This is a genomic window from Kribbella sp. NPDC059898, assembly GCF_042730855.1.
Classification (GTDB): Bacteria; Actinomycetota; Actinomycetes; order Propionibacteriales; family Kribbellaceae; genus Kribbella.
On sequence record NZ_JBHWKR010000010.1, the window covers coordinates 231,774 to 253,240 of the forward strand.

18 protein-coding genes and 1 pseudogene are annotated in these 21,467 nt (G+C 69.7%); 8 read left to right on the forward strand and 11 right to left on the reverse strand.

What is annotated here, in order from left to right; all coding sequences use genetic code 11:
* Positions 1-169 precede the first annotated feature (169 nt).
* The 3 genes from ACFV9C_RS29010 to gcvT form a co-directional block, all read right to left on the reverse strand.
* Positions 170-1,930: an ABC transporter substrate-binding protein gene (locus tag ACFV9C_RS29010; RefSeq protein ID WP_380198634.1), complete on the reverse strand. Its 1,761-nt coding sequence runs from the start codon at positions 1,928-1,930 to the stop codon at positions 170-172.
* A gap of 41 nt (positions 1,931-1,971) precedes the next feature.
* Positions 1,972-2,979, reverse strand: coding sequence for an ABC transporter permease (locus ACFV9C_RS29015; protein ID WP_380198636.1), 1,008 nt, complete (start codon positions 2,977-2,979; stop codon positions 1,972-1,974).
* Between the two features lie 361 nt (positions 2,980-3,340).
* Complete coding sequence (gcvT, locus tag ACFV9C_RS29020) at positions 3,341-4,453, reverse strand: glycine cleavage system aminomethyltransferase GcvT (RefSeq protein ID WP_380198638.1); 1,113 nt, start codon at positions 4,451-4,453, stop codon at positions 3,341-3,343.
* A gap of 98 nt (positions 4,454-4,551) precedes the next feature.
* Between gcvT and ACFV9C_RS29025 the strand changes: the two genes are divergently transcribed.
* A complete protein-coding gene (locus tag ACFV9C_RS29025) occupies positions 4,552-6,054 on the forward strand; it encodes a leucyl aminopeptidase (protein WP_380198640.1) in 1,503 nt (500 codons plus the stop codon).
* On the opposite strand, the gene ACFV9C_RS29030 is transcribed toward ACFV9C_RS29025, so the two are convergent.
* Positions 6,048-6,368 (reverse strand): cupin domain-containing protein, encoded by a 321-nt coding sequence (locus ACFV9C_RS29030; protein ID WP_380198642.1) that lies wholly within the window; start codon positions 6,366-6,368, stop codon positions 6,048-6,050. The genes ACFV9C_RS29025 and ACFV9C_RS29030 overlap by 7 nt on opposite strands.
* 1 nt (position 6,369) lies before the next feature.
* Entirely contained in the window at positions 6,370-7,035 is a 666-nt protein-coding gene (locus ACFV9C_RS29035) for a DUF2848 domain-containing protein (RefSeq protein WP_380198645.1), read from the reverse strand.
* Between the two features lie 77 nt (positions 7,036-7,112).
* On the opposite strand from ACFV9C_RS29035, the gene ACFV9C_RS29040 reads away from it, so the two are divergent.
* Positions 7,113-8,411, forward strand: coding sequence for an MFS transporter (locus ACFV9C_RS29040; RefSeq protein WP_380198647.1), 1,299 nt, complete (start codon positions 7,113-7,115; stop codon positions 8,409-8,411).
* On the opposite strand, the gene ACFV9C_RS29045 is transcribed toward ACFV9C_RS29040, so the two are convergent.
* Entirely contained in the window at positions 8,398-9,036 is a 639-nt protein-coding gene (locus ACFV9C_RS29045; RefSeq protein WP_380198649.1) for a GntR family transcriptional regulator, read from the reverse strand. The genes ACFV9C_RS29040 and ACFV9C_RS29045 overlap by 14 nt on opposite strands.
* Positions 9,037-9,065: 29 nt before the next feature.
* On the opposite strand from ACFV9C_RS29045, the gene ACFV9C_RS29050 reads away from it, so the two are divergent.
* Positions 9,066-9,836, forward strand: a complete 771-nt coding sequence (locus ACFV9C_RS29050) for a carbon-nitrogen hydrolase family protein (RefSeq protein WP_380198651.1) — start codon at positions 9,066-9,068, stop codon at positions 9,834-9,836.
* On the opposite strand, the gene ACFV9C_RS29055 is transcribed toward ACFV9C_RS29050, so the two are convergent.
* Positions 9,833-10,147: a hypothetical protein gene (locus tag ACFV9C_RS29055; protein WP_380198653.1), complete on the reverse strand. Its 315-nt coding sequence runs from the start codon at positions 10,145-10,147 to the stop codon at positions 9,833-9,835. The two genes, ACFV9C_RS29050 and ACFV9C_RS29055, sit on opposite strands and share 4 nt — an antisense overlap.
* Positions 10,148-10,330: 183 nt before the next feature.
* On the opposite strand from ACFV9C_RS29055, the gene lpdA reads away from it, so the two are divergent.
* From lpdA to ACFV9C_RS29070, 3 genes are all read left to right on the forward strand, one after another.
* Positions 10,331-11,710 carry a dihydrolipoyl dehydrogenase gene (gene lpdA, locus ACFV9C_RS29060; RefSeq protein WP_380198655.1) on the forward strand — a complete coding sequence of 460 codons (1,380 nt, stop codon included), beginning with the start codon at positions 10,331-10,333 and terminating at the stop codon, positions 11,708-11,710.
* A 128-nt stretch (positions 11,711-11,838) separates the two neighbouring features.
* On the forward strand, positions 11,839-13,821 hold the full coding sequence (sucB, locus tag ACFV9C_RS29065) for a 2-oxoglutarate dehydrogenase, E2 component, dihydrolipoamide succinyltransferase (protein ID WP_380198657.1): 1,983 nt from the start codon (positions 11,839-11,841) through the stop codon (positions 13,819-13,821).
* Between the two features lie 88 nt (positions 13,822-13,909).
* Positions 13,910-14,797 (forward strand): TIGR01777 family oxidoreductase, encoded by an 888-nt coding sequence (locus ACFV9C_RS29070; protein WP_380198659.1) that lies wholly within the window; start codon positions 13,910-13,912, stop codon positions 14,795-14,797.
* A gap of 32 nt (positions 14,798-14,829) precedes the next feature.
* On the opposite strand, the gene ACFV9C_RS29075 is transcribed toward ACFV9C_RS29070, so the two are convergent.
* From ACFV9C_RS29075 to ACFV9C_RS29085, 3 genes and pseudogenes are all read right to left on the reverse strand, one after another.
* Positions 14,830-15,108, reverse strand: a complete 279-nt coding sequence (locus ACFV9C_RS29075; protein WP_380198788.1) for a hypothetical protein — start codon at positions 15,106-15,108, stop codon at positions 14,830-14,832.
* A gap of 401 nt (positions 15,109-15,509) precedes the next feature.
* Positions 15,510-15,818, reverse strand: a complete 309-nt coding sequence (locus ACFV9C_RS29080; protein WP_380198789.1) for a hypothetical protein — start codon at positions 15,816-15,818, stop codon at positions 15,510-15,512.
* A 1,258-nt stretch (positions 15,819-17,076) separates the two neighbouring features.
* Positions 17,077-17,490: pseudogene (locus ACFV9C_RS29085) on the reverse strand (protein kinase); the annotation flags it as partial.
* 107 nt (positions 17,491-17,597) lie between these two features.
* Between ACFV9C_RS29085 and lipB the strand changes: the two are divergent.
* Positions 17,598-18,314, forward strand: coding sequence for a lipoyl(octanoyl) transferase LipB (gene lipB / locus ACFV9C_RS29090; protein WP_380198661.1), 717 nt, complete (start codon positions 17,598-17,600; stop codon positions 18,312-18,314).
* On the opposite strand, the gene ACFV9C_RS29095 is transcribed toward lipB, so the two are convergent.
* On the reverse strand, positions 18,296-19,669 hold the full coding sequence (locus ACFV9C_RS29095; RefSeq protein ID WP_380198664.1) for a sulfatase: 1,374 nt from the start codon (positions 19,667-19,669) through the stop codon (positions 18,296-18,298). The genes lipB and ACFV9C_RS29095 overlap by 19 nt on opposite strands.
* Positions 19,670-19,913: 244 nt before the next feature.
* Here ACFV9C_RS29095 and ACFV9C_RS29100 point away from each other — a divergent pair, with 244 nt between their 5' ends.
* Entirely contained in the window at positions 19,914-21,461 is a 1,548-nt protein-coding gene (locus ACFV9C_RS29100) for a hypothetical protein (RefSeq protein ID WP_380198666.1), read from the forward strand.
* Positions 21,462-21,467 lie beyond the last annotated feature (6 nt).

Genomic DNA, 21,467 nt, shown 5'->3' on the forward strand with positions numbered 1-21,467 from the left:
TTGCGGCGATACATCCCGCCCTCCCCCCCCCTCCCGGCGGCCCCCGGGGGCGCCCCCCACAACTTCCCGCGGGTTTTTTACCCCCCCCGCCGGGGGGGGTCCCCTTATTTGTGGCCGGGCCACCACCCAGGTGTTCAGTGGATCGCTACTGCTTCAGAACGGGTTTGGATCAGGGCTGCTTCAGGAACATCGAGGTGAACTCGAACAGACCCTGTGTCGGGTCGTTGATCGCGTGCCCGATGTTCGTGCCGATCGGCATGTCGCTCTGGCTGTAGTACAGCGGCAGGACCGGGAGGTACTTCTCCAGGATGTCCTTGTCGACGTTCTTCCATTCCTTCAGCTGGTCGTTGGGGTCCTTCGCCGCGACCGCGTCGATCTCGGCGTCGAGGGCCTTGTCCTGCAGCTGGCCGACGCTGTTGCCCAGGCCGATCGCGTCCGACTTGAACAGCACCGGGAACCAGCTGGTGCCGCTCGGCCAGTCGGAGCACCAACCGGTCGGGGTCTTGCCGATGTTCACCGGAGCGTTCTGGTCACCGGTGAAGGTACGGATCTTGGCCTTCGGGACACCGATCGCCCGGACCTTGAAGCCCGCCTTCTCGAACATCTGCTTGCGGAACTGCGTGACCTGCGTCGAGATCTTGTCGTCGATCGAGTAGTACCAGCTGAGCTCGAAGTTCGACTTGCCCAGCTTGGCCAGCTCGGACTTGACCTCGGCGGCGACCGCGTCGTCCTCGGCGCCCTTACCGGTACCGTTCAGGCCCGGCAGCTCGTACTTGTCGAAGCCCGGCACGGCCGGCGGCAGGATCGTCGAGGCCGCCGGGTCGTCGCTCGGGTTCAGGCCGGCCACCTTGCGCCACCCGTCGTACGGGTGTGCCTTGGCGATCAGCTTGCGGACCTCCAACGGAATCTTCCGGGTGTCCATCGTGTACATGATCGTGCACGGCGACGGGCCCTTGACGAGCTGCGACTGGTCCTTGACCTCAGGCAGCAGCGAGACGTCGAGGTTCGAGTAGTTCACCGCGTTCGCGTCCGGACCGGAGCTGGCGAGCACCTGGCGCTGGACCTTGATGGTGTCCTGGGCGAACTTGAAGTCCCAGCCGTCGACGTACTGGTGCCGCACCGGGTCGCTGTTCGGGTCCCAGTTCGGGTTCTTCGTCAGCTTGAGCTCGGTGCCCGGCTGGTACGACGCGACCTGGTACGGGCCGGTCGTCATCGGCTTCTGCTCGTAGTTCTTCTGCGTGTCCTTCGCCTGCGGGATCGGCGTGAACATCGGGAACGCGGCGTAGTACGGCAGGTCGTCGAACTTCTTCGCCAGGTGGATGACCAGGGTGTGGTCGTCCGGCGTCTCGACACCCTTGTAGTCGGCGGCCGCGCCGGCGCCGTACGGGCCCTTGTACTTGTCGCCGTCCAGGAAGAACTGCTGCTGGTACGTCGGTCCGGCGTCGTACAGGTCGTGCGCGAAGGAGCGCTTGATCGCGTACGCGAAGTCGGCTGCCTTGACCGGCGAGCCGTCCATGTACTTGATGCCCTGCTTCAGCTTGAACGTCCAGGTGAGACCGTCCTCCGACTTGGTGCCGAGGTCCTCCGCGAGGTCCGGAACCAGGACCGGCTTGTGGTCCGGGCCGTCCAGCCGGTACTGCGTCAGCGTCCGGAAGAAGAGCTTCTCGATCTGGTTACCGTCGGTGTAGTACGTCGCGGTCGGGTCGAAGGTGTCCGGCGTCACGTCGGACAGGACGGTGATGGTACCGCCCTTCTTCGCGCCGTCGACGTCCGCGGCCGGGCCCTTCGCAGTGGCGTCGGTTGCCTTGACCTGGGCGCCCCCCACGTTGTTGGTGCCGCCCTTGTTGCCGCTGTTCGAGGAAGGGCTGCCACAGGCCACGGCGGCCAGCATGACCGTCGCCGCGACTGCGGTTATCCGTTTCCACTGCATGGTCGGGTTTCTCCTTTTCTGCCGCTGGGGCAATCGCCGAACTACCGGCGAGTCTTGGGGTCGAAGGCGTCCCGGACCGCGTCTCCGAGCAGCGCGAGGGCGAGCACCAGAGCGGTGATCCCGAGCACGGGCAGCCAGAGGTAGAGCGGGTCAGCCTTGAACCAGTTCGTGGCGACGGAGATCGTCTGACCCCAGGAGGGGATCGGTTCGACCAGTCCGACACCGAGGAAGGAAAGACCGGCTTCCGCGGTCACGTACGACGGGACCGCGAGGGAGGCCGAGATGACGATCGGGGCCACCAGGTTCGGCAGCAGTTCCTTGAACAGGACCTTCGAGGTCGGTACGCCGATGGCCTTGGCGGCCAGCACGAACTCGCGTTCGCGCAGCGACAGCACCTCACCCCGGATGATCCGGGCCAGGCCGGCCCAGCCGAAGAACGAGAGCACGAAGATCAGTACGTAGAACCGGATCGACGCCTGCTGGTCCGGAGTCAGGTTGAACGAGCCGCCGCGCATCGACTCCACGATCGGCACCAGCGCGATCGCGAACAGCAGGAACGGCAGGCTCAGCACGAAGTCGATCAGCCAGGAGATGACCCGGTCGGTCCAGCCGCCGAGGAAGCCGGCCAGCAGGCCCATCACGACGCCGATCGCGGTGCCGACCACAGTCGCGAGGAACGCGATGATCAGCGACGGGCGAGCGCCGTACACCCAGCGGGCGAAGTTGTCCCGGCCGGTCTTCGGCTCGACGCCCAGCCAGTGCTGGGCGTTCAGCCCGATCGTCGGGTAGCCGTACTCGTCGACCAGGTCGGTGTGGAAGGTGCCGAAGTCCTGGCCCTCGAGCTTGGCCAGCAACGGAGCAAGGATCGCGATCAGGATGAAGAACAGCACCACCGACGCGCAGATCACCGCGACGCGGTCCTTGCGCAGCCGGTCGAACGCGATCCGGCTCGGCGACTTGCCGTGCGGAGTAGCCGCCGTGCGGACCGGCTCTGCCGAGGCCGGGTGATCTTCGACTCCTACGCTCGAGTCGGGCGACCCAATACTCATTCGCACTCCGTCAGTTCGTCGGCCGGATTTCGGTCCGTTGATCCGGCACATATCGGTGGATAGCGTGCCGAGCCTTTGCTGTTGGGCGGGCTCGCGTCAAATCCCCTTGACACCCGAATACCTCGCAACCGCGCGCTAGCCTGCCTGAGACTGTGACACCAAACCAGCGGTGCCTGGCACCAGTGCACAAATCGTTACCGGAACGGGTACTCGAACGGAACATTTGCCCCGTTTCGTCACCCTTTGCAGTCAATCCTTCGCAAAACGCGTCGGCACAGTACCGACAGTGGCCATTTTGTGCCAGGTTCTTACGGAGGGTGACGATTTGACGCGTTCGGTGGCAGTGGGTGTCAAGTGACCTCTAACGCACGTGCACCGTCACGAACGGTGGTTTCACGACGTCGAAGATTTCCTGCCGGCCGCGGATGTCGACGGCCACCTGGTCGCCTTCTTTCACCGCCGCGTCGAGCAGTGCCAACGCAACGCCTTTCTTCAAGGTCGGAGAGAACGTGCCCGAAGTCACTTCGCCGAGAGTTGCCCCCGATTGGTCCAGAACGGTCATGTGCGGACGGGGAATACCGCGGCCGGCCGCGCGCAGGCCGCGGAGGATGCGGGCCGGGCCCTGTTCCTTCTCCGCGCGCAGGGCCGCGTCGCCCCAGAAGTGCTCCTTCTTCCAGCCGACGGCCCAGCCGGAGCGGGCCTGGACCGGCGTGATGTCCGGCGAGATGTCCTGGCCGTGCAGCGGGTAGCCCATCTCGGTCCGCAGCGTGTCCCGCGCGCCCAGTCCGGCCGGGACGATGCCGTACTGCTCGCCGGCCTTCAGCAGCGCGTCGAAGACCGCCACCGCGGCGGCGTTCGGTACGACGAGCTCGTACCCGCGCTCCCCGGTGTAACCGGTCCGGCAGACGACAACCGGCGTACCGCCGAAGTCGGCCGTCGCGAAAGCCATGTAGTCGTGACCGATCGGGAGGCCGACGGCGGAGACCACCTCGTCGCTGTTGGCGCCCTGGACCGCGAGGATCGCGTAGTCGTCGTGCACGTTGGTGACCTCGACACCGGCCGGCGCGTCCGCCTGCAGCAGCCGGACCACCTCCGCGGTGTTGGCGGCGTTCGGGATCAGGAACACGTCGTCGTCGGCGTGCAGGTACGCGATCAGGTCGTCGACCACTCCCCCGCGCTCGTTGCAGCACAGCGTGTACTGCGCCTGACCGGGCGCGATCTTGCCGAGGTCGTTGGTCAGGCACGCGTTCACGTACGCCGCGGCGCCCGGGCCCTTGACCGTGGCCTTGCCGAGGTGGCTGACGTCGAAGACACCGACCGACGTACGCACCGCGGTGTGCTCGGCCACGACGCCGCTGTACTCCAGGGGCATCTCCCAGCCGCCGAACTCGGCGAACTTCGCACCGAGGGCCAGATGGCGCTCGTGCAACGGGGACTTCTTCACATCGGTCGGCTGTGCAGGTGACGGGGTCATGGAGCGCAAACTACCCGACGCGTAGCATGCGGTGGCAGCTTGCACGTACCGTCACGACCGGCCATCTGAGTGCCTGGTCAAGGAGGACTGAGGATTTCGTGACCACCATCACCCTGAGCAAGTCCGATGCCGCCGGCGTCAAGACCGACGCCGTGGTCATCGGCGTGGTCAAACTCGGCGGCGGCGTCACCCTGCCGGCCGGCACCGAGTCGCTGAACGCCGCGTACGGCGGGAAGCTGGTGGAGGTGCTGACCGGCCTCGGTGCCACCGGGAAGGCCGGCGAGGTGACCAAGGTTCCCGGACCCGCGATGAACAAGCCGGGCAAGTCGGCGACGCTGATCGCGGTCGGTCTGGGCGCGGCGCCGGACGGTTCGCTGAAGACCGAGGACCTGCGGGCCGCGGCCGGCGCCGGCGTGCGGGCCGCGAAGGCCACCCAGTCGGTCGCGTTCGCGCTGCCGACGCCGGACGCCGACTGCGTGCGGGCCGTCGCCGAGGGCGCACTGCTCGGCCGCTACGCGTTCACGGCGTACAAGTCGTCGGACAAGGACGAGACGCCGGGCAGCCTGACCGTGATCACCGACCTCGCGCGGAACAAGGACGCCAGGGCCGCGCTCGAGCGGGCGCAGGTGACCGCCGAGTCCATCGCCCAGGTGCGCGACTGGGTGAACACCCCGCCGTCGGACCTGCACCCGGTCGAGTTCGCCGCGGACGCGGTCAGGCTCGGCAAGGAGTACGGCGTCAAGGTCGAGGTGCTCGACGAGAAGGCGCTCGCCAAGGGCGGGTACGGCGGCATCCTGGGCGTCGGCCAGGGCTCAGCGAACCCGCCGCGGCTGGTCCGGCTGACGTACACGCCGAAGAAGCCGGTGACGCACCTGGCGTTCGTCGGCAAGGGCATCACGTTCGACTCGGGCGGCCTGTCGCTGAAGACGTCGACCGGCATGGTGAGCATGAAGTCCGACATGGCCGGCGCGGCCGCGGTGATCGGCGCCACGCTCGCGATCGCGCGGCTCGGCCTGCCGGTGCGGGTGACGACGTACGCCGCGATGGCCGAGAACATGCCGTCGGGTTCGGCGGCCCGGCCGTCGGACGTACTGACGATGTACGGCGGCAAGACCGTCGAGGTGCTGAACACCGACGCCGAGGGCCGGCTGGTGCTGGGCGACGCGCTGGTCCGGGCGTCCGAGGACGAGCCCGACCTGATCGTCGACGTGGCCACCCTGACCGGCGCCTGTGTCGTTGCCCTGGGCACCAAGGTGGCCGGTGCGTTCGGGAACACCGACAGCGCCCGGGACCGGGTGGTGGACGCGGCGGTCGCGTCCGGCGAGGCGATGTGGCCGCTGCCGATCCCGGCCGAGATGCTGGACAAGCTGAAGTCGCACTCGAAGGTCGCCGACCTGGCGAACATCACCGGCGAGCCGTGGGGCGGCGCGCTGGCCGCGGCCGCGTTCCTCGGCGACTTCGTTGCCGACGGCATCGATTGGGTGCACCTGGACGTGGCCGGCCCGGCCTTCAACGACGGCGCCGCCGCCGGCTACACCCCGAACGGCGGCACCGGATACGCCGTCCGCACCCTGATCGAGCTGGCCGCCTCAGCTCAGTAGCGGATCTCCAGCATGGTGCAGCCGGTCCTGGTGGTGTACGGGCCGTGCGGCATCCCCGGCGGCCGGCACGCGTAGTCGCCGGCGCGGAACGTCTGCTGGAGGGTGAGATCGGTCAGCTCCCCCTCCAGCAGGTACACCTCCTCGACGTACTCGTGCCGGATCACCCCCGCATCCGTCGTCGTCCCGGGCGCCCATCGGGCCAGCCTGGTCAGCATCCCGTCCGGCCCGTGGCTCAGCACCCGCTCCGCCACGCCGCCGCCGGCATCCACCCACTCGTCGCGACCGCTCGGGAAGAACTCCCGCTCGTTCTTCATCTCAGTCCCAGGCCGGCGCGAGCTCTTCGACCCGGTACGCGATTCGGCTGCTCACCCCGCGCGGATCCGTCAGCTCCACCCGCCACCCGTCACCGAACTGGTCCACCCCCGCGATCATCGGGATCGTCCCGCTCAGCAACACGGTGCCCGGCACCAGCCGCTCCCCCAGCTCCTTGATCCAGTACGCCGGCGGCAGCAGCTGCCCGAGCGTCCCGTCCTGGATCAGCTCCTCACGCTCCCCATGCCGGACCCAGGCCCGCAGCGTGAACCTGTCGAGCTCGTCCTCCACCTCCGCGAGCCGCCACGCGACGTCGCCGAGCACGTCCGGCGCCGACTGCTTGCTCCAGGCAACACCGTGCACCTCGAGCGCCCGGTCGGTGTGGTCGCAGGCGACCGTCAGCAGGTAGTCGTCCGGCGTGACGACCAGCGCCCACTCCGCCTCTCCCGACGTCTGCCCGTGCGCGACCTGGACGGAATCGGGACGGCCGACCAGGGACGCGGACAGCGGGTAGAGCGTCGGCACCCGGTTCGGCGCCGGTACGCCGAGGGCCGCGAGCTCGTCGACGTGGTGCCGGACCTCCGCGGTGTCGCGGCCGGCGTACCCGGCGTTCAGTGCGTAGCGCACCGCGACCTCCCGTGCGGTCCCGTCCGGTAGCTCGAATCGCATGGATTCCTCCTCAGGCCTTGCGTGAACACGTTGTATACAGCGAGTATGTAGCAATTCGATCTGGAGGTCCACCCCCGATGCCTACTGCTGACCCTGACCGCCGCGGGCTCGTGAAGGCGTTCGCCGCGAGCCTGTCCGGCACCTCGCTGGAGTGGTACGACTTCGCCGTCTACTCCTCGGCCGCCGCGCTCGTCTTCGGCGACCTCTTCTTCCCGGGCAGCGATCCGCTCACCGGGACCCTGCAGGCGTTCGCGACGTACGCCGTCGGGTACGTCGCCCGGCCGCTCGGCGGCATCTTCTTCGGCCGGCTCGGCGACGTGATCGGCCGCAAGCGCGTACTGGTCGCGACACTGCTGCTGATCGGCGTCGCCACGTTCGGCATCGGCCTGCTGCCGACCCACGCCCAGGCCGGGGCGATCGCGCCGACCCTGCTGGTCGCGCTCCGGTTCGCCCAGGGCGTCGGCGTGGGCGGCGAATGGGGTGGGGCGGTGCTGCTGAGCAGCGAGTTCAGCAAGCCGGATCAGCGCGGTTTCTGGGCGTCCGCCGCGCAGGTCGGGCCGCCGCTCGGGACACTGCTCGCCAACGGAGTGCTGGGCGTGCTGGCCGGCGTGCTGTCCGAGGACGCGTTCCTGAGCTGGGGCTGGCGGGTCGCGTTCCTGCTGTCCGCCGTACTGGTTGCCTTCGGCCTGCTGATCCGGACGAAGCTCGAGGAGACACCGGTGTTCCGCGAACTGCAGGCACGTGGCGAGCGGCCTGCGGCGCCCGTGTCCGAGGTACTGCGGAACGAGACGCGGCCGCTGGTCGCCGCGATCCTGGCACGGGTCGGGCCGGACGTGCTGTACGCGATGTTTGCGGTCTTCGTCCTTACTTATGCGACCAAGGACCTCGGTATGAGCCGCGGCGAGGCCGTTGCCGCCGTACTGGTCGGCTCCGGTTGTCAGGTCGTGCTGATTCCGCTGGCCGGGTGGCTTTCCGACCGGTACGGACGTCGTACCGTCTATGCGATCGGTGCTGTCGGTGGGGCGGTCTGGAGTGTGGTGTTCTTCGCCATGGCGTCGTCGCTGGCGACCCTGCTGCCCGGTGTGGTGATCGGGCTGCTGTTCCATTCCCTTATGTACGGGCCGCAGGCAGCCTTCGTGTCGGAGCAGTTCACGGCACGGCTGCGCTATACGGGCAGTTCGCTCGCCTACACGTTCGCCGGCGTCATCGGTGGTGCACTGGCGCCGCTGGCGTTCACGTACTTCCTGGCGACAACAGGCTCCGGCTACGCGATCGCGACGTACATCGTGGTGGCTTGTGTGATCACACTGGTCGGGCTGCGGCTCGGCCGGGCTGTGCAGGACGAGCCGCAGGACCTGGTTGTCAGCCGTGCATGAGCAGCGCGCCCGTGGAGTCCAGGTGGCTGAGGATCGCCTTCTCGACCACGTTGGGCTTGCCGGCCGCGAGACCGTCGACGATCGCCTGATGCTCGGCGACCACCTCTTGTCTTCTGGTCGCACTGCGTTGCAGGGCAACCAGACCCAGTACGACGTGCTTGGCGCGCAGGTTGTCGTACAGCCGGCCGAGCACCGAGTTTCCGGCCGCCTCGACCAGCAGCGCGTGGAACTGGCTGTCCAGCTCGATGAACTGCTTCGCGTCGCCGTCACCGACGATCGCTCGCTGCTGGTCGAGGACGGCGGACATCGCGTCGACCGGGGTGTTCCCGGCGGCCAGCGCGGTCGTCGCGGCCCAGCACTCGATCACGCCGCGGGCCTGCATCATCTCCGCGATCTCCCGGCCCGGCACCGGCGCCACGAACGCGCCGCGGTGCGGGACCAGTTGCACCAGGTCCTCGGCGGCGAGCATCAGCAGCGCCTCCCGGACCGGCGTCCGCGAGATCCCCACCTCGGTCGCGACCGCTTGCTCGTTGATGAACGTCCCCGACACGGCCGGGTCACTCAGCACGACCGCCCGCAGGTGCTGATACGCGCGATCCCGGCCGGAATCCCCACTCAATTGCATACGTCATGTATACAGTCTCGGAGGTCCTGATGACAGTCCTACGCGTGGCGGCGGCCCAGCTCAGCACCGGTCCCGATCCGGTCGCCAACCTCGCCACGGCGACCGAGGCAGTACGGCGTGCGGCCGCCGCCGGAGCCGAGCTGGTCGCGCTCCCCGAGGCCACGTCAGCCTGCTTCGGCACCGACCTCGCGACCGTGGCCGAACCGCTCGACGGCCCGTTCGCGACCGGGCTGCGGAAGGTGGCCGCTGACCTGGGGATCGTCGTGGTCGCGGGACTGTTCGAGCCGGCCAACGACGGGCGCGTGCACAACACGTTGCTCGCCACCGGCCCGGGCGTCGAGGCGACGTACCGGAAGATCCATCTGTACGACGCGTTCGGGTCGCGCGAGTCCGACACGGTTGCTCCGGGCAACAGCCTGGTCAGCTTCGGGTGGCGCGGGCTGACCGTCGGGCTGGCGACCTGCTACGACCTGCGGTTCGCCGGCCAGTTCACGGAGCTCGGGCGGCTCGGGGCGGAGCTGGTCGTCGTACCGGCGTCGTGGGGTGCGGGGCCGGGCAAGGAAGAACAGTGGGACCTGCTCACCCGGGCACGGGCCGCGGACGCGCAGGCGTACCTGCTGGCCTGCGACCAGGCGTACGTGCCGCCGACGGGGACCGACCCGCTCGGGATCGGGCGGAGCAGCCTCACCGGACCGCTCGGGCAGACGCACGCGCGGCTGGACGGCGCCGCCGGGATCCTGCACGCGACGGTCGACACGGACGTGGTCGCGTCGGTCCGGGCCCGGGTACCAGTTCTTTAGCGGCCGTTCTTCTTCATGCGGGCGTTGTACTCGCGCATCCGGGGCGGGTAGCCGACCACGGCCGCGTCGTACGACGGGATGCCGAGGCGGTTCGCGAAATCGTGCGCCCACTTGACCGACGGGACCCGGCGGCGGGTCCACTCGCCGTCGAGCGCGACCAGCAGCAAGGTGTAGTCGGTGACCGCCGTCTTGGGCTCCACGAAGCCCTCGACGCCCTGGCGGCTCTGAGCGAACTCCCGCAGGTGCGCCTGATCCGGGCTGTCCGACCGGCGCATCGTTCCGGCCTTCCGCCGGCGACCGAACCACTTCATGACGCAAGTGTCCACTATGTGTGCAAGTCGGGGCCGGAATCCTGGATAACGGTTGACCCCGGTCGCGGTCGGCACGCCAGAACCGGCCCGGGCGTGGATCCGGCGGTTATCGGTGAAAGGATGGCGGCGGGCGGGGCCCGCGATCCGGGACCGCCTGCCTCGACCGGACCCACGGAGGAACCTGTGACTGACGCTGGTACGACGTACGACCTGGTGATTCTCGGCGGAGGCAGCGGGGGCTACGCCGCCGGACTGCGGGCCGCGACGCTCGGCCTGTCCGTGGCGCTGATCGAGAAGGACAAGGTCGGCGGCACCTGTCTGCACCGTGGCTGCATCCCGACCAAGGCGCTGCTGCACGCCGCGGAGGTCGCGGACTCGGCCCGCGAGGGCGAGCAGTTCGGGGTCCGGACGACGCTCGAGGGCGTCGACATGGGCGGCGTGAACAAGTACAAGGACGGCGTCGTCGAGCGATTGTTCAAGGGGCTGCAGGGCCAGTTGAAGGCCCGCGGCATCACCGTGATCGAGGGCGAAGGACGGTTGACGTCGGCGACGACCGTGCAGGTCGGCAACACGACGTACACCGGCCGCAACGTCATCCTTGCCTCCGGCTCCTACTCCAAGTCGCTGCCCGGGCTCGAGCTCGACGGTCAGCGGGTGATCGCGAGCGAGCACGCGCTGACGCTCGACCGGGTCCCGGAGTCCGCGGTGATCCTCGGCGGCGGCGTGATCGGCGTCGAGTTCGCGTCCGCGTGGACGTCGTTCGGCACCCGCGTGACGATCGTCGAGGCACTGCCGCGGCTGGTCCCGGCCGAGGACGCCGACTCCTCGAAGGCCCTGGAGCGGGCGTTCCGGAAGCGGAAGATCGCCTTCAAGACCGGTACGCCGTTCGAGTCCGTCACGGTGACCGATTCCGGCGTCCAGGTGCACGTCGCCGGCGGCGAGGTGATCGAGGCCGAAGTACTGCTGGTCGCGGTCGGCCGTGGGCCGAACACCGCCGGCCTCGGGTATGAAGAGGCCGGCGTCGCACTGGACCGCGGGTTCGTGACCGTCGACGCGACCCTGCAGACGAGCGTGCCGGGCGTGTACGCGGTCGGCGACATCGTTCCGGGGCTGCAGCTCGCGCACCGCGGGTTCCAGCAGGGCATCTTCGTCGCCGAGCACATCGCCGGCCTGTCGCCGACCCCGATCGACGAGACCGGGATCCCGCGGGTCACGTACTCCGAGCCCGAGGTCGCGTCGGTCGGACTGACCGAGGAGCAGGCGCGGGCGAAGTACGGCGAGGTCGACATCCTCAACTACCCGCTCGGCGGGAACGGGAAGTCGCAGATCCTCAAGACCTCCGGCTTCGTGAAGCTGGTCCGCGCCCGCGACGGCGCGGTCGTCGGCCTGCACCTGGTCGGCTCCCGCGTCGGCGAGCTGATCGGCGAGGCGCAGCTGATCTACAACTGGGAGGCGTACCCGGCCGACGTCGCGCCCTTGGTGCACGCCCACCCGACCCAGAACGAGGCCCTCGGCGAGGCGCATCTGGCACTCGCCGGGAAACCTTTGCACTTCCATGACTGACCCTGCTGGTTCACCCCAGTAGGTTGGGGCCGCAGGAGCGTACGGGACGGCCGTGACCCGGATCCCACGCGCTCCGGCGGCACCGTAGGCTGACACTCGACCGATCAGACGAAGGAGCAACGACCGTCATGCCGACCTCTGTATCCCTGCCGGCCCTCGGGGAGAGCGTCACCGAAGGAACCGTCACCCGCTGGCTCAAGCAGGTCGGTGACACGGTGGCCGTCGACGAGCCCCTGCTGGAGGTGTCGACCGACAAGGTGGACACCGAGATCCCGAGCCCTGTCGCCGGCACCCTGCTGGAGATCAAGGCCGCCGAAGACGAAACCGTAGAGGTAGGCGCCGAACTAGCCGTAATCGGCGACGCCGGCGAAGCCGCGGCCCCAGCCGCCGCTGCTCCCACCGAGGCCACCGCGGCTCCGGCCGCTCCCGCCGCCCCGGCCCCCGCTCCCGCCGCTGCCCCGGCCCCCGCCGCTCAGGCGCCCGCTGCCGCTGCACCCGCGGCACAAGCGCCCGCGTCCGCTCCGGCCGCTGCCCACGCCGCCCCGGCTCCCGCCGCTGCCCCGGCCTCCGCTCCCGCCGCTGCCCCGGCCCCCGCCGCCGCTCCGGCTGCTGCCACCCCTTCCGCGGCCGCCGTGAACTCGGCCCAGGCAGAGTCCCCGGCCGCTGCGGCAAACGCACCCCAGGCAGCATCCGGCACCTCCGTCACGCTCCCCGCCCTGGGTGAAAGCGTCACCGAGGGCACCGTCACCCGCTGGCTCAAGCAGGTAGGCGACGACGTAGCCGTGGACGAGCCGCTCCTCGAGGTCTCCACCGACAAGGTGGACACCGAGATCCCGTCCCCCGTCGCCGGCAAGCTCCTGGAAATCAAGGTCGCCGAAGACGAAACCGTAGAGGTAGGCGCCGAACTAGCCATCGTCGGCTCCGGCACCCCAGCCGCCGCCCCGGCTCCCGCAGCCCCGGCCCCAGCCGCCCCCGCCCCGGCTCCGGCCCCGGCCGCCGCACCCGCCCCGGCACCCGCCGCCGCACCGGTCCCCGCACCCGCCGCCGCCCCGGTGCCGGCCGCGGCGCCTGCCCCGGTTGCCGCTCCGGCCGCCGCCGCTCCGGCTCCGGCTCCGGTCGCCGCTCCGGCGCCTGCCGCTTCGGCTCCCGCCGTACCGGCCGCATCGCCGAACGGTGCCGCCACCGACGGACCGAACTACGTCACCCCGCTTGTCCGCAAGCTCGCGGCGGAGCACGCCGTCGACCTGAACGCAGTACAGGGAACCGGCGTCGGCGGCCGTATCCGCAAGCAGGACGTACTCGCCGCCGCCGAGGCCAAGAAGGCCGCCGCAGCCGCCGCACCGGCCGCCGCCCCCGCAGCCCCGGCCCCCGCCGCCGCCAAGGCGCCGGCGATCAGCCCGCTGCGCGGTACCACCGAGAAGATGAGCCGGATCCGCAAGGCGATCGCCGCGCACATGGTGAACAGCCTGAAGGTCTCCGCCCAGCTGACCACGGTCGTCGAGGTCGACGTCACCGAGATCGCCAAGCTGCGGAACAAGAAGAAGGCCGAGTTCGAGGCCCGCGAGGGCGTCAAGCTGTCCTTCCTGCCGTTCTTCGCCCTCGCCGCGGTCGACGCGCTGAAGCAGTACCCGAAGCTGAACGCCTCGATCGACGAGGAGAAGGGCGAGATCACGTACCACGCCGCCGAGCACCTCGGCATCGCGGTGGACGTGGAGCGCGGCCTGATGGTCCCGGTCGTGCACAACGCCGGCGACCTGAACATCGCCGGCCTGGCGAAGAAGATCGCCGACCTTGCCGACCGCACCCGCAACAACAAGGTGCTGCCGGACGAGATGGCGGGCGGCACGTTCACGATCACCAACACCGGTAGCCGGGGCGCGCTGTTCGACACCCCGATCCTGAACCAGCCGCAGGTCGGCATGCTCGGGACCGGTGCCGTGGTGAAGCGCCCGGTCGTCATCACCCACCCGGAGCTCGGCGAGACGATCGCGATCCGGCAGATGGTGTACCTGGCGCTGACCTACGACCACCGCCTGGTCGACGGCGCCGACGCGGCCCGGTACCTGACGGCCGTGAAGCAGCGCCTCGAAGAGGCCCAGTTCGACGTCTGATCCGATCGACGACGGCGCCGGTGCCTGTCCTCCGCGCGGGGGACGGCCACCGGCGCCTTCGCGTTCACCCGACAGGGAGTAGTCCGCGATGAAATACGTACTGGCCGGCGCGTCCGGCTTCCTCGGCCGGGCCCTCGCCCGCGATCTGGTTGCCGACGGCCACCAAGTACTGCGGCTGGTACGGCGTACCCCGTCGGCGCCGGACGAACTCCGCTGGGATCCGGCCCGCGGCGACCTGGACCCAGCCGCCCTCGACGATCCCGACGTACTGGTCAACCTCGCCGGCGCGAACATCGGCCGCCCGTGGACACCGACGTACCGGATGACGATCCGCGAGAGCCGTGTCCGTACGACGGCGACCCTCGCGGCGGCCGCGACGCAACTCGAGCGCCCGCCCGTACTGATCACGCAGAGCGGGATCGGCGGGTACGGCACCGACCTCGGTGACCGCATCCTCACCGAGGACTCCGACCTCGGCGATGGCTTCCTCGCCGACGTCGTCCGCCTCTGGGAAGGCGCCCTCGAACCCGCTCGCGCAGCCGGCATCCGGGTGGCCGCCCTCCGCACCGGTGTCGTCCTGGGCCGCAAGGCTCCGGCGTTCCAGCTCCTTTCTGTCCCGTTCCGGCTCGGGCTGGGTGGCCGGCTCGGCTCAGGTACGCAGTACTTCCCGGTCGTCTCCCTCACCGACTGGAGCCGCGCTGTCCGCCACGTAGCCGAGAACGACACGGTGGATGGCCCGGTCAACATCGCGCTGCCGACGCCGGCCACCAACATCGAATTCACCGAGGCCTTGGCGACAGCACTGCACCGCCCGTCCTTCGTCCCTGTCCCGGCCGCCCTGATGCAGCTCGCGCTGGGCGAATTCGCGTGGGAACTCCTCGGCAGCAAACGAGCCCTACCGACTCGACTCCAATCCACCGGCTTCACCTTCCATCACCCCCAAGTAGCTACCGCCATCTCCGCCGCCCTCAGCTGATCGCGCGGGTTGGTGCTGAGGGCGCGGAGCTGTCAGGCTCGGGCGATCGTCGTGATGCGCCATGGCTGGCCGTTCGGGCTGTTCGGGCTGTTCGGGCTCGGAGGCACTGCGGTCAGGGTGATCAGCCGCGCTGACGGCTGACCTACCGGGAGCGGAGTCCTCGCGCCCAGCCGGTCGACGGCCTCCCCGCCAGTGAGGTGATCGACGGTGCGGAGCGTGATGGTGGTCGGCGTACGGGCTGCAATCGTCGTGCTTTCGATCGTGATCCGGAGACCCTGCACACGGACGTCCTGCTTTCGGTAGCTCGTCATCAACGCACGATCAGCAACCCAAGGCGAACTTCTTGGCAGATAGATCTGGTCAAGGGCAGCCAGATCAAGAGTCCAGAACGCCCGTGAACGCTGAGTATCAAGACCCTCCAACGTCCGCAACCAAGCCGCCGGGTCGACAGTCGCAATCGTCGGCTGACCATCCACCCCCTTTCCCTGTTCCGTCCGCTCCGTTCCCTGCGTCGGCTTCCCTGCATGTGTTGGCTGAGTACCGGGTGGCGTTGTGGTGTGCGTGGCGGTAGTCCGGTGTGAGGGTGACGGACTGGACGTGGGGCGCGTGGACGCGACCCCCGTGGTGGGTGGCTGCGTGGGTGTGGCCGGCGGCTGGAGCGGTTCGGGCTGTGCGGTTGTCGCGCTGTCGACGGTGCGGACGGCGGCGATACCTAGTACGAGTACGACGACAGCACCTGCTGCCACCGCCGCGAGTACGCCGTACGCCGGATGCGTGAACCGCCCAAACCGCCGCCCACCCACAACAGTCTGCCGGCCCCGCGGCCGACCAGGCCGATGTCCACTCCCACGCCGCAACTCCCGACCACCCCGAAGCACATCACGCGAGTCGGCATCACCACCGGTTGCGGCGCTGATGGTTGCCGCGCCGCCTGTCCCCGTGCCTCCCGGGCGCGTAGGGGTGGAGCCTGCAGCACCTGTTCCTGCACCGGCGGGGATTCCACCAGCCGGAACCGGGTCATCTGCGGGTGCGTCGCCGGCGGGTGCGCTGCCGTGGATCACACGGCGGTGAGGGGCGCCGTCCGCGAAATCACCTTCGCACGCAGGGTTCAGGATCACGTGACCGTCGGCTGCACCACGGGCGGGTTTGTCAGCCTGCGCTGTGCTGTCGGCGGATGTGTTGGCGCTCGACGTACGGCGGGCTGTGTCGGCGTGGGGAGCTGTGTGAGCAGCAACCGGGCTGCGAGCGGCGGTAGTACTGCGGGGCGCAGCATCACCACGATCAGCTGTTTCTGGGGGCGCGGCGTCGTGGGGTTCGTGGGCGAGGTGTTGGCGATCGAGTTCGAGCGGTTCCCCGGTTGCCGCCTGGTGGCTGGGGTGGGGTGTTCGGCTGGGGGACGTGCTGTGTGAGTGGAGGCGTGCGGAGCGGGTGGTGTGGATTGTGCGGCCGGAAGGGGTTCTGGTGCGGCGGCTTACGCGGGCGCGTTTGGGGTCTGCGGTGGTGGGGGTTGGGTGCTGCGGTTGGGATGGGTGGGTTGGCTCGGGTGTGGTGGGGGCGGGTGGCGGGGGTGCCAGCGGGTTGCGGGCGAGCGAGGGTACGCCGTCATCGTCGGGCGGGGCGGTCGGCGGGCTCGAGCGACGGTCGGCGCGGGTGGCGGGGTTGGATGCAGTACTGGAGTCGACCGGTTGCTGCGCGACGGCGGGCCCGGGGCCGGACGCGCGGTTTGGCGCGATCCGGGGGTTGGGCACTTGCTGCGCGGGGCTGGTCGCGGGGCTGGTCGCGGGGTTGGTCGCGGGGTTGGTCGCGGGGTTGGTCGCGGGGTTGGTCGCGGGGGCGGAGTTGGGCAGTTGCTGCGCGACGGTGGGTGCGGGGTTGGGCGCGGGGTTGGGCGCGGGGTTGGGCGCGGGGTTGGGCGGTGGCTGGGTGGGGTTGGGGGTCGCGTTGAGGGCGGGGGTGGTTGCGGGGGTTGGGTTGGGTTGGGGTGTGGGCAGGGGGGTGCAGGTGGGGTGGTGAGGGTCGGTGGGAGATGCGCGGTGTTGGGGTGGCGGGCTGGTTGGCAGGAGGCCTTCTGGGGGGATGGCTAGTTCTATGGGGTCGGGCTCGGAGAGGGTTAGGAGGCGGGTGGGGATGGAGCTCAGGGGTGGGGTGGTGAAGAGGGTGGGGGTGAAGAGGTGGGGGTCGGCGCCGACTTGGTCGGGCAGGTTCGACAGGGCTTTGGTGTCGGCTTCGGGGGTGGTGGGGCGGAGGGCTGGGTCGGTGAGGATGGGGCGGCCGTCGGCGTCGAACAGGATGTTGTTCGGGGTGATGGAGCCGTGGGTGAGGCCGTAGTCGTGGAGATAGGCGAGGGCTGAGGCCAGCGGGGTGAGCAGGGTGACCAACTCGCCTTTGGTGAGGGGGCCTCGGCGGGTGAGGAGGGCGGTCAGGGTGCCTGCCGCCAGGTGCTGGCTGATCAGGATCCAGCCGGTGTCGGTTTCGCGGAACTCCAGCAGGCGGGCGATGTGGGGGTGGCGGAGGCGGGTGAGATTGGTGAGGTCCGCGCGGAGGCGGTGGCTGTCAGCGAGGATGCCGGTGGGGATGTGTTTGAGTACGGCGTTGCGGCCGGTTGCGCGGTCCCGGACCTGCCAGACGGTGCCGGCGGATCCGGAGCCCAACTGCCGGCGCAGGCTGTAGCCGGCGAGGTCTGCGAGGTCCATGCCCAAGAGGATGCACCGATCGCGAACACCCCCGCGGAAGTTATCCACAGCCCTGCCCAGCCGTACCCCTCGGTTGGCGAGGGTGAGCGGCACCTACACTCGGAAGCGTGAGTGCGATCAGGTACGTGGAGGCTGGGTTCGGCGCGGAAGCGGTGGAGTACGAGGCTGCTTGGGCTGAGCAGCGGCGATTGCACGCGCAGGTCGCCGAGGGTGCCGACTCCGGCACGGTGATTCTGCTGGAGCACCCGCCGGTCTACACCGCAGGCAAGCGCACCGAGCCGCACGAGCGGCCGCTGGACGGTACGCCGGTCGTTGATGTGGACCGCGGCGGCAAGATCACCTGGCACGGGCCCGGACAGTTGGTCGGGTATCCAATCGTGAAACTTGCCTCACACGTGTACGTCGTGGACTACGTCCGCCGGCTCGAAGAGGCGCTGATCGCGGTCTGCGCGGAGCTCGGTGTGCGGACCGGGCGGGTCAAGGGGCGCAGCGGTGTGTGGGTGGCTGCCGACGAGCGCGGTCGGGAGCGCAAGATCGCGGCGATCGGCATCCGGGTGGCGCAGGGCGTGACCATGCACGGGTTCGCGCTGAACTGCAACAACGACCTCGCCTGGTTCGACCGGATCGTGCCGTGCGGGATCTCCGACGCGGACGTGACCACGCTGTCCAAGGAACTCGGTCGTGAGGTGACGATCGCCGAGGTTCTCGAGCCGGTACGGCGGCAGCTCGACGAGCTCCTCGCGTGGAACGAGTACGAGCGCAGCCCGGACATCGACCATCACGAGGAGCCGCCGACCGCGATCACCTACGGGTTGACGGTCTGAAGCCCCACGGCTGCGCACCAGTCGGCGTGCAGCGCGCGCAACCGGGCCGCGATCTCCGGTTGCACTGACAGCTCGTTCTGCAGTTCGCCGATGTCGTCGGCCAGGTTCGCGAGGAACCAGCCCTCCCCCATCGGGGCGTGCTCGTAGTCGCGCAGATGCCGCGTGCTCTCGTTGTCATCGACCCAGCTGAGCTTCCAGTCGCCCGACCGGACTGCCCACTGGAATCCGCAGTCCCAATGCAGGTTCTCGTGAGCGACGTCGACCGACCCGGTCAGCACCGGCAGGATGTCGACACCGTCCGTACCGTCGACCGTTGCTCCGGCCGCTGCCGCGAGCGTCGGCACCAGGTCGAGCGTGCTCAGGAGTGCGTCCGTACGGCGACCCGCCGGCAGCTGCCCTGGCCAGCGCCAGAGCATCGGGATGCGGATGCCGCCGTCCCAGAGCGTGTACTTCGTCCCGCGCAGCGGAGCGTTGTCGCCGAAGTTGCAGGTGGAGCCGCCGTTGTCGGTCACGTACACGACGATCGTGTCGTCGCCGGCCGCGTCGAGGAGCCGGCCGATCTCGGCGTCCATCAGCTCCAGCTGCGCCAGGTAGTACTCGCGGCCGTGCGGGAGGTTCGGCACGATCACGTCGTCGTACCACTCCATGAACGGGCCGTCCGCGTCCGGCGACCAGTCGCGGAACGCGGGCAGGCCGCGAGCCTTCAGCTCGGACTCCGGCAGCTGCCAGCAGAAGTTGTGGACGGCATTGAACGCGACCATGCAGAAGTACGGGCGTTCGTCCTCCGTGGTCATGAACTCCGCTGCGCGGCGACCGAACTCCGCTGTCAGGAAGCCCTCGTGCTCGACGGGCGCGTCACCGGACAGCAAGGGCTGCACAGCCATGTGGTGTGCAGCGGGCTGCCCGTAGGACTCCACTGCGTCGTCAGAGTGGTGCAGGTAGTTCAACCGCCCGAACGACTGCCCTGCCAGGCCGTAGAGCGTCTCCTCGAAGCCATGGTGCGGTGGGCAGGCCCTGTCCCCCACGTCCTCCTTGCCGTAGTGCACCTTGCCGAAGTAGCCGGTGCGGTAGCCGTGGTCACGGAGCACTTCGGCCAGCGTTGGTACGTCGTCCGGTGGGAAAGCGGCCGAGTCGAACCATTGGCCGCCCCATCGCTGCTGGTAGCGGCCGGAGATGATCGACGCTCGCGACGGGCTGCAGATCGGCGCCGTCACGTACGCGTCGGTGCAGGTCACGCCCTCGGCCGCCAGCCGGTCCAGGGCCGGTGTCTGTACATCGGGATGCACGCCGAGGCCGCCGCGGTCGGCGTAGCCGTGGTCGTCGGACACGATCAGCAGGATGTTCGGAGCGGGCAAGGGCTCATCCTCTCGAGAGACGTACGGCCTGGTCTGTCGCGGCGCGGGCGTCGGTGGCGTTCTGGGTCGAGTAGCCATCTGAACTCAGCGTCGAGGCGTTGCACCAGAGGCGTCTCAGCGGAGAGGTCGTGGACGACCAGGATGTTGGGCGGTCGCGTGGTCCACAGTAGGCAAGCGATTGCCGGTCCGGGGTGTGCCGAAGTGTCTGCGGGGTGTGACGGCGGTTCGTCGCTACCGTGGGGTTGTGTCCAAATTTCTTGGGTTCTTGCTCGGCGTAGCCGTTGCTCTGGCCGGACCGGCCGTGTTCGGGGTGCTCGCGGCGCCGGGTGGTATCGAGCTGAACGCTAAGGGGATGGCGCTGGCCTACGGCATCGGCGCGCTCGTCTTCTGGGCCGTCGTGTCGTACTTCTCCGGCGCCGGCGCGCTCGGGGCGTTCGTCGCGTTCGGCACCCTGGTCTACTGCTGGCTCTGGATCCCGAACCGGACCACGAACTTCCTGAACGGCGTCCCGGGTGTGACGAACGGGATGGTCGACGGGTCGAAGCAGTACACGCTGAACGGCGTCGTACCGGTGCTCGGGGTGATCTCGCTGGTGTACTCGATCCAGCTGATCGTCCGCGGGGTGCAGCGGCGGCGCCGGGACCGGGTCGAGGCCGAACGGCTGCAGCGCGAGCAGGAGGCGGCGCAGGCGCAGCAGGAGGCGGACGTCGCCGCCGTGTATCCGGTTGCCGGGGGCACCTATCAGGAGCCGGTGCCTTATCAGCCGCACAGCTCGTACGACGATCTGTTCGACGAGCCGGAGGCGCCGCAGCCGCGGAACCAGGCGGACGAGCAGACGCGGCAGTTCCCGGTCGGCGCGGGTGAAGGGTTCGAGCACACGCGGCAGTTCCCGGCCGCGGATGCCGAGAGCAACCAGTCCGACGAGGAGACAGTCGTAGCCGCCGCCCCGGCAGCCGAGCCACAGGAGGAGCCGTCCTCCGGGCAGCACGAGGAGCCGGCGGCTCCGGTCCCCGGGCTGCACGAGGAGCCGCAGACCCCGGTGCGTGCGGCGGAGGCGGCGGCTCCGGTGGGAGCGAAGGGCGAGCCGACGCAGTCTGGTACGGCGCAGTCGCCGGCGGGCGAGCAGGCGGAGCACCAGGAGCCGGCACCTCCCGTGGCCGAACAGCCGAAGGTGGAGCAGGACCAGGAGCCGACGCAACCCACGCAGGCGCAGGATGCTGCTGCGAAGCAGGAGCCCGCCGCGGGCGCAGCTCCCGTGCCCGAGGCAGCTCCCATGGCCGAGGCAGCTCCCGTGGCCGAGGCAGCTCCCGTGGCGGAGGCAGTTGCTGTGGGCGGGCAGTCGAAGGTGGAGTCGGACGACGAGCCGACGCAACCCGCGCACGCGCAGGAAGCTGCCGCCAAGCAGGAGCCCCCGGCGGAGGCGGCTGCGGTCGCGGAGGCAGCTCCCGTGGCGGAGGCCGCTCCCGTGGCCGACCAGCCGAAGGTGGAGCAGGACGACGAGCCGACGCGGCCCGCTCAGGCGCAGGAAGGCCCTGCGAAGCAGGAGCCGGTGGCGGAAGCAGCTGCGGGTCCGGCGGCGGAGTCGGCTGGTGGGGAGACGAAGCCGGTGGAAGGCAAATCGGTGGAGGGGAAGCCTGTGGCTGGGGAGGGGCGGGTGGTGGAGGGTTCGGCTGGTCGGGTGATGCCTAAGGAGCAGATGGGGTCGCAGTATCGGGAGCGGATGGAGGATCCCGAGGACACCGGGGAGTTCTTCTTGAGTGCGTTCGAGAACCCGGCCGTCAAGCCGGCCTAGTACGAC

Excerpts from the sequence above, each read along its gene's own strand:
- ACFV9C_RS29075 (WP_380198788.1), bottom strand. The coding sequence starts at position 15,108 with ATGACGAGCTACCGAAAGCAGGACGTCCGTGTGCAGGGTCTCCGGATC.
- ACFV9C_RS29035 (WP_380198645.1), bottom strand. The coding sequence starts at position 7,035 with ATGCGATTCGAGCTACCGGACGGGACCGCACGGGAGGTCGCGGTGCGC.
- ACFV9C_RS29050 (WP_380198651.1), top strand. The coding sequence starts at position 9,066 with ATGACAGTCCTACGCGTGGCGGCGGCCCAGCTCAGCACCGGTCCCGAT.
- ACFV9C_RS29080 (WP_380198789.1), bottom strand. The coding sequence starts at position 15,818 with ATGACCCGGTTCCGGCTGGTGGAATCCCCGCCGGTGCAGGAACAGGTG.
- ACFV9C_RS29010 (WP_380198634.1), bottom strand. The coding sequence starts at position 1,930 with ATGCAGTGGAAACGGATAACCGCAGTCGCGGCGACGGTCATGCTGGCC.
- gcvT (WP_380198638.1), bottom strand. The coding sequence starts at position 4,453 with ATGACCCCGTCACCTGCACAGCCGACCGATGTGAAGAAGTCCCCGTTG.
- ACFV9C_RS29070 (WP_380198659.1), top strand. The coding sequence starts at position 13,910 with ATGAAATACGTACTGGCCGGCGCGTCCGGCTTCCTCGGCCGGGCCCTC.
- ACFV9C_RS29015 (WP_380198636.1), bottom strand. The coding sequence starts at position 2,979 with ATGAGTATTGGGTCGCCCGACTCGAGCGTAGGAGTCGAAGATCACCCG.
- ACFV9C_RS29055 (WP_380198653.1), bottom strand. The coding sequence starts at position 10,147 with ATGAAGTGGTTCGGTCGCCGGCGGAAGGCCGGAACGATGCGCCGGTCG.
- ACFV9C_RS29045 (WP_380198649.1), bottom strand. The coding sequence starts at position 9,036 with ATGCAATTGAGTGGGGATTCCGGCCGGGATCGCGCGTATCAGCACCTG.
- ACFV9C_RS29030 (WP_380198642.1), bottom strand. The coding sequence starts at position 6,368 with ATGAAGAACGAGCGGGAGTTCTTCCCGAGCGGTCGCGACGAGTGGGTG.
- ACFV9C_RS29040 (WP_380198647.1), top strand. The coding sequence starts at position 7,113 with ATGCCTACTGCTGACCCTGACCGCCGCGGGCTCGTGAAGGCGTTCGCC.
- sucB (WP_380198657.1), top strand. The coding sequence starts at position 11,839 with ATGCCGACCTCTGTATCCCTGCCGGCCCTCGGGGAGAGCGTCACCGAA.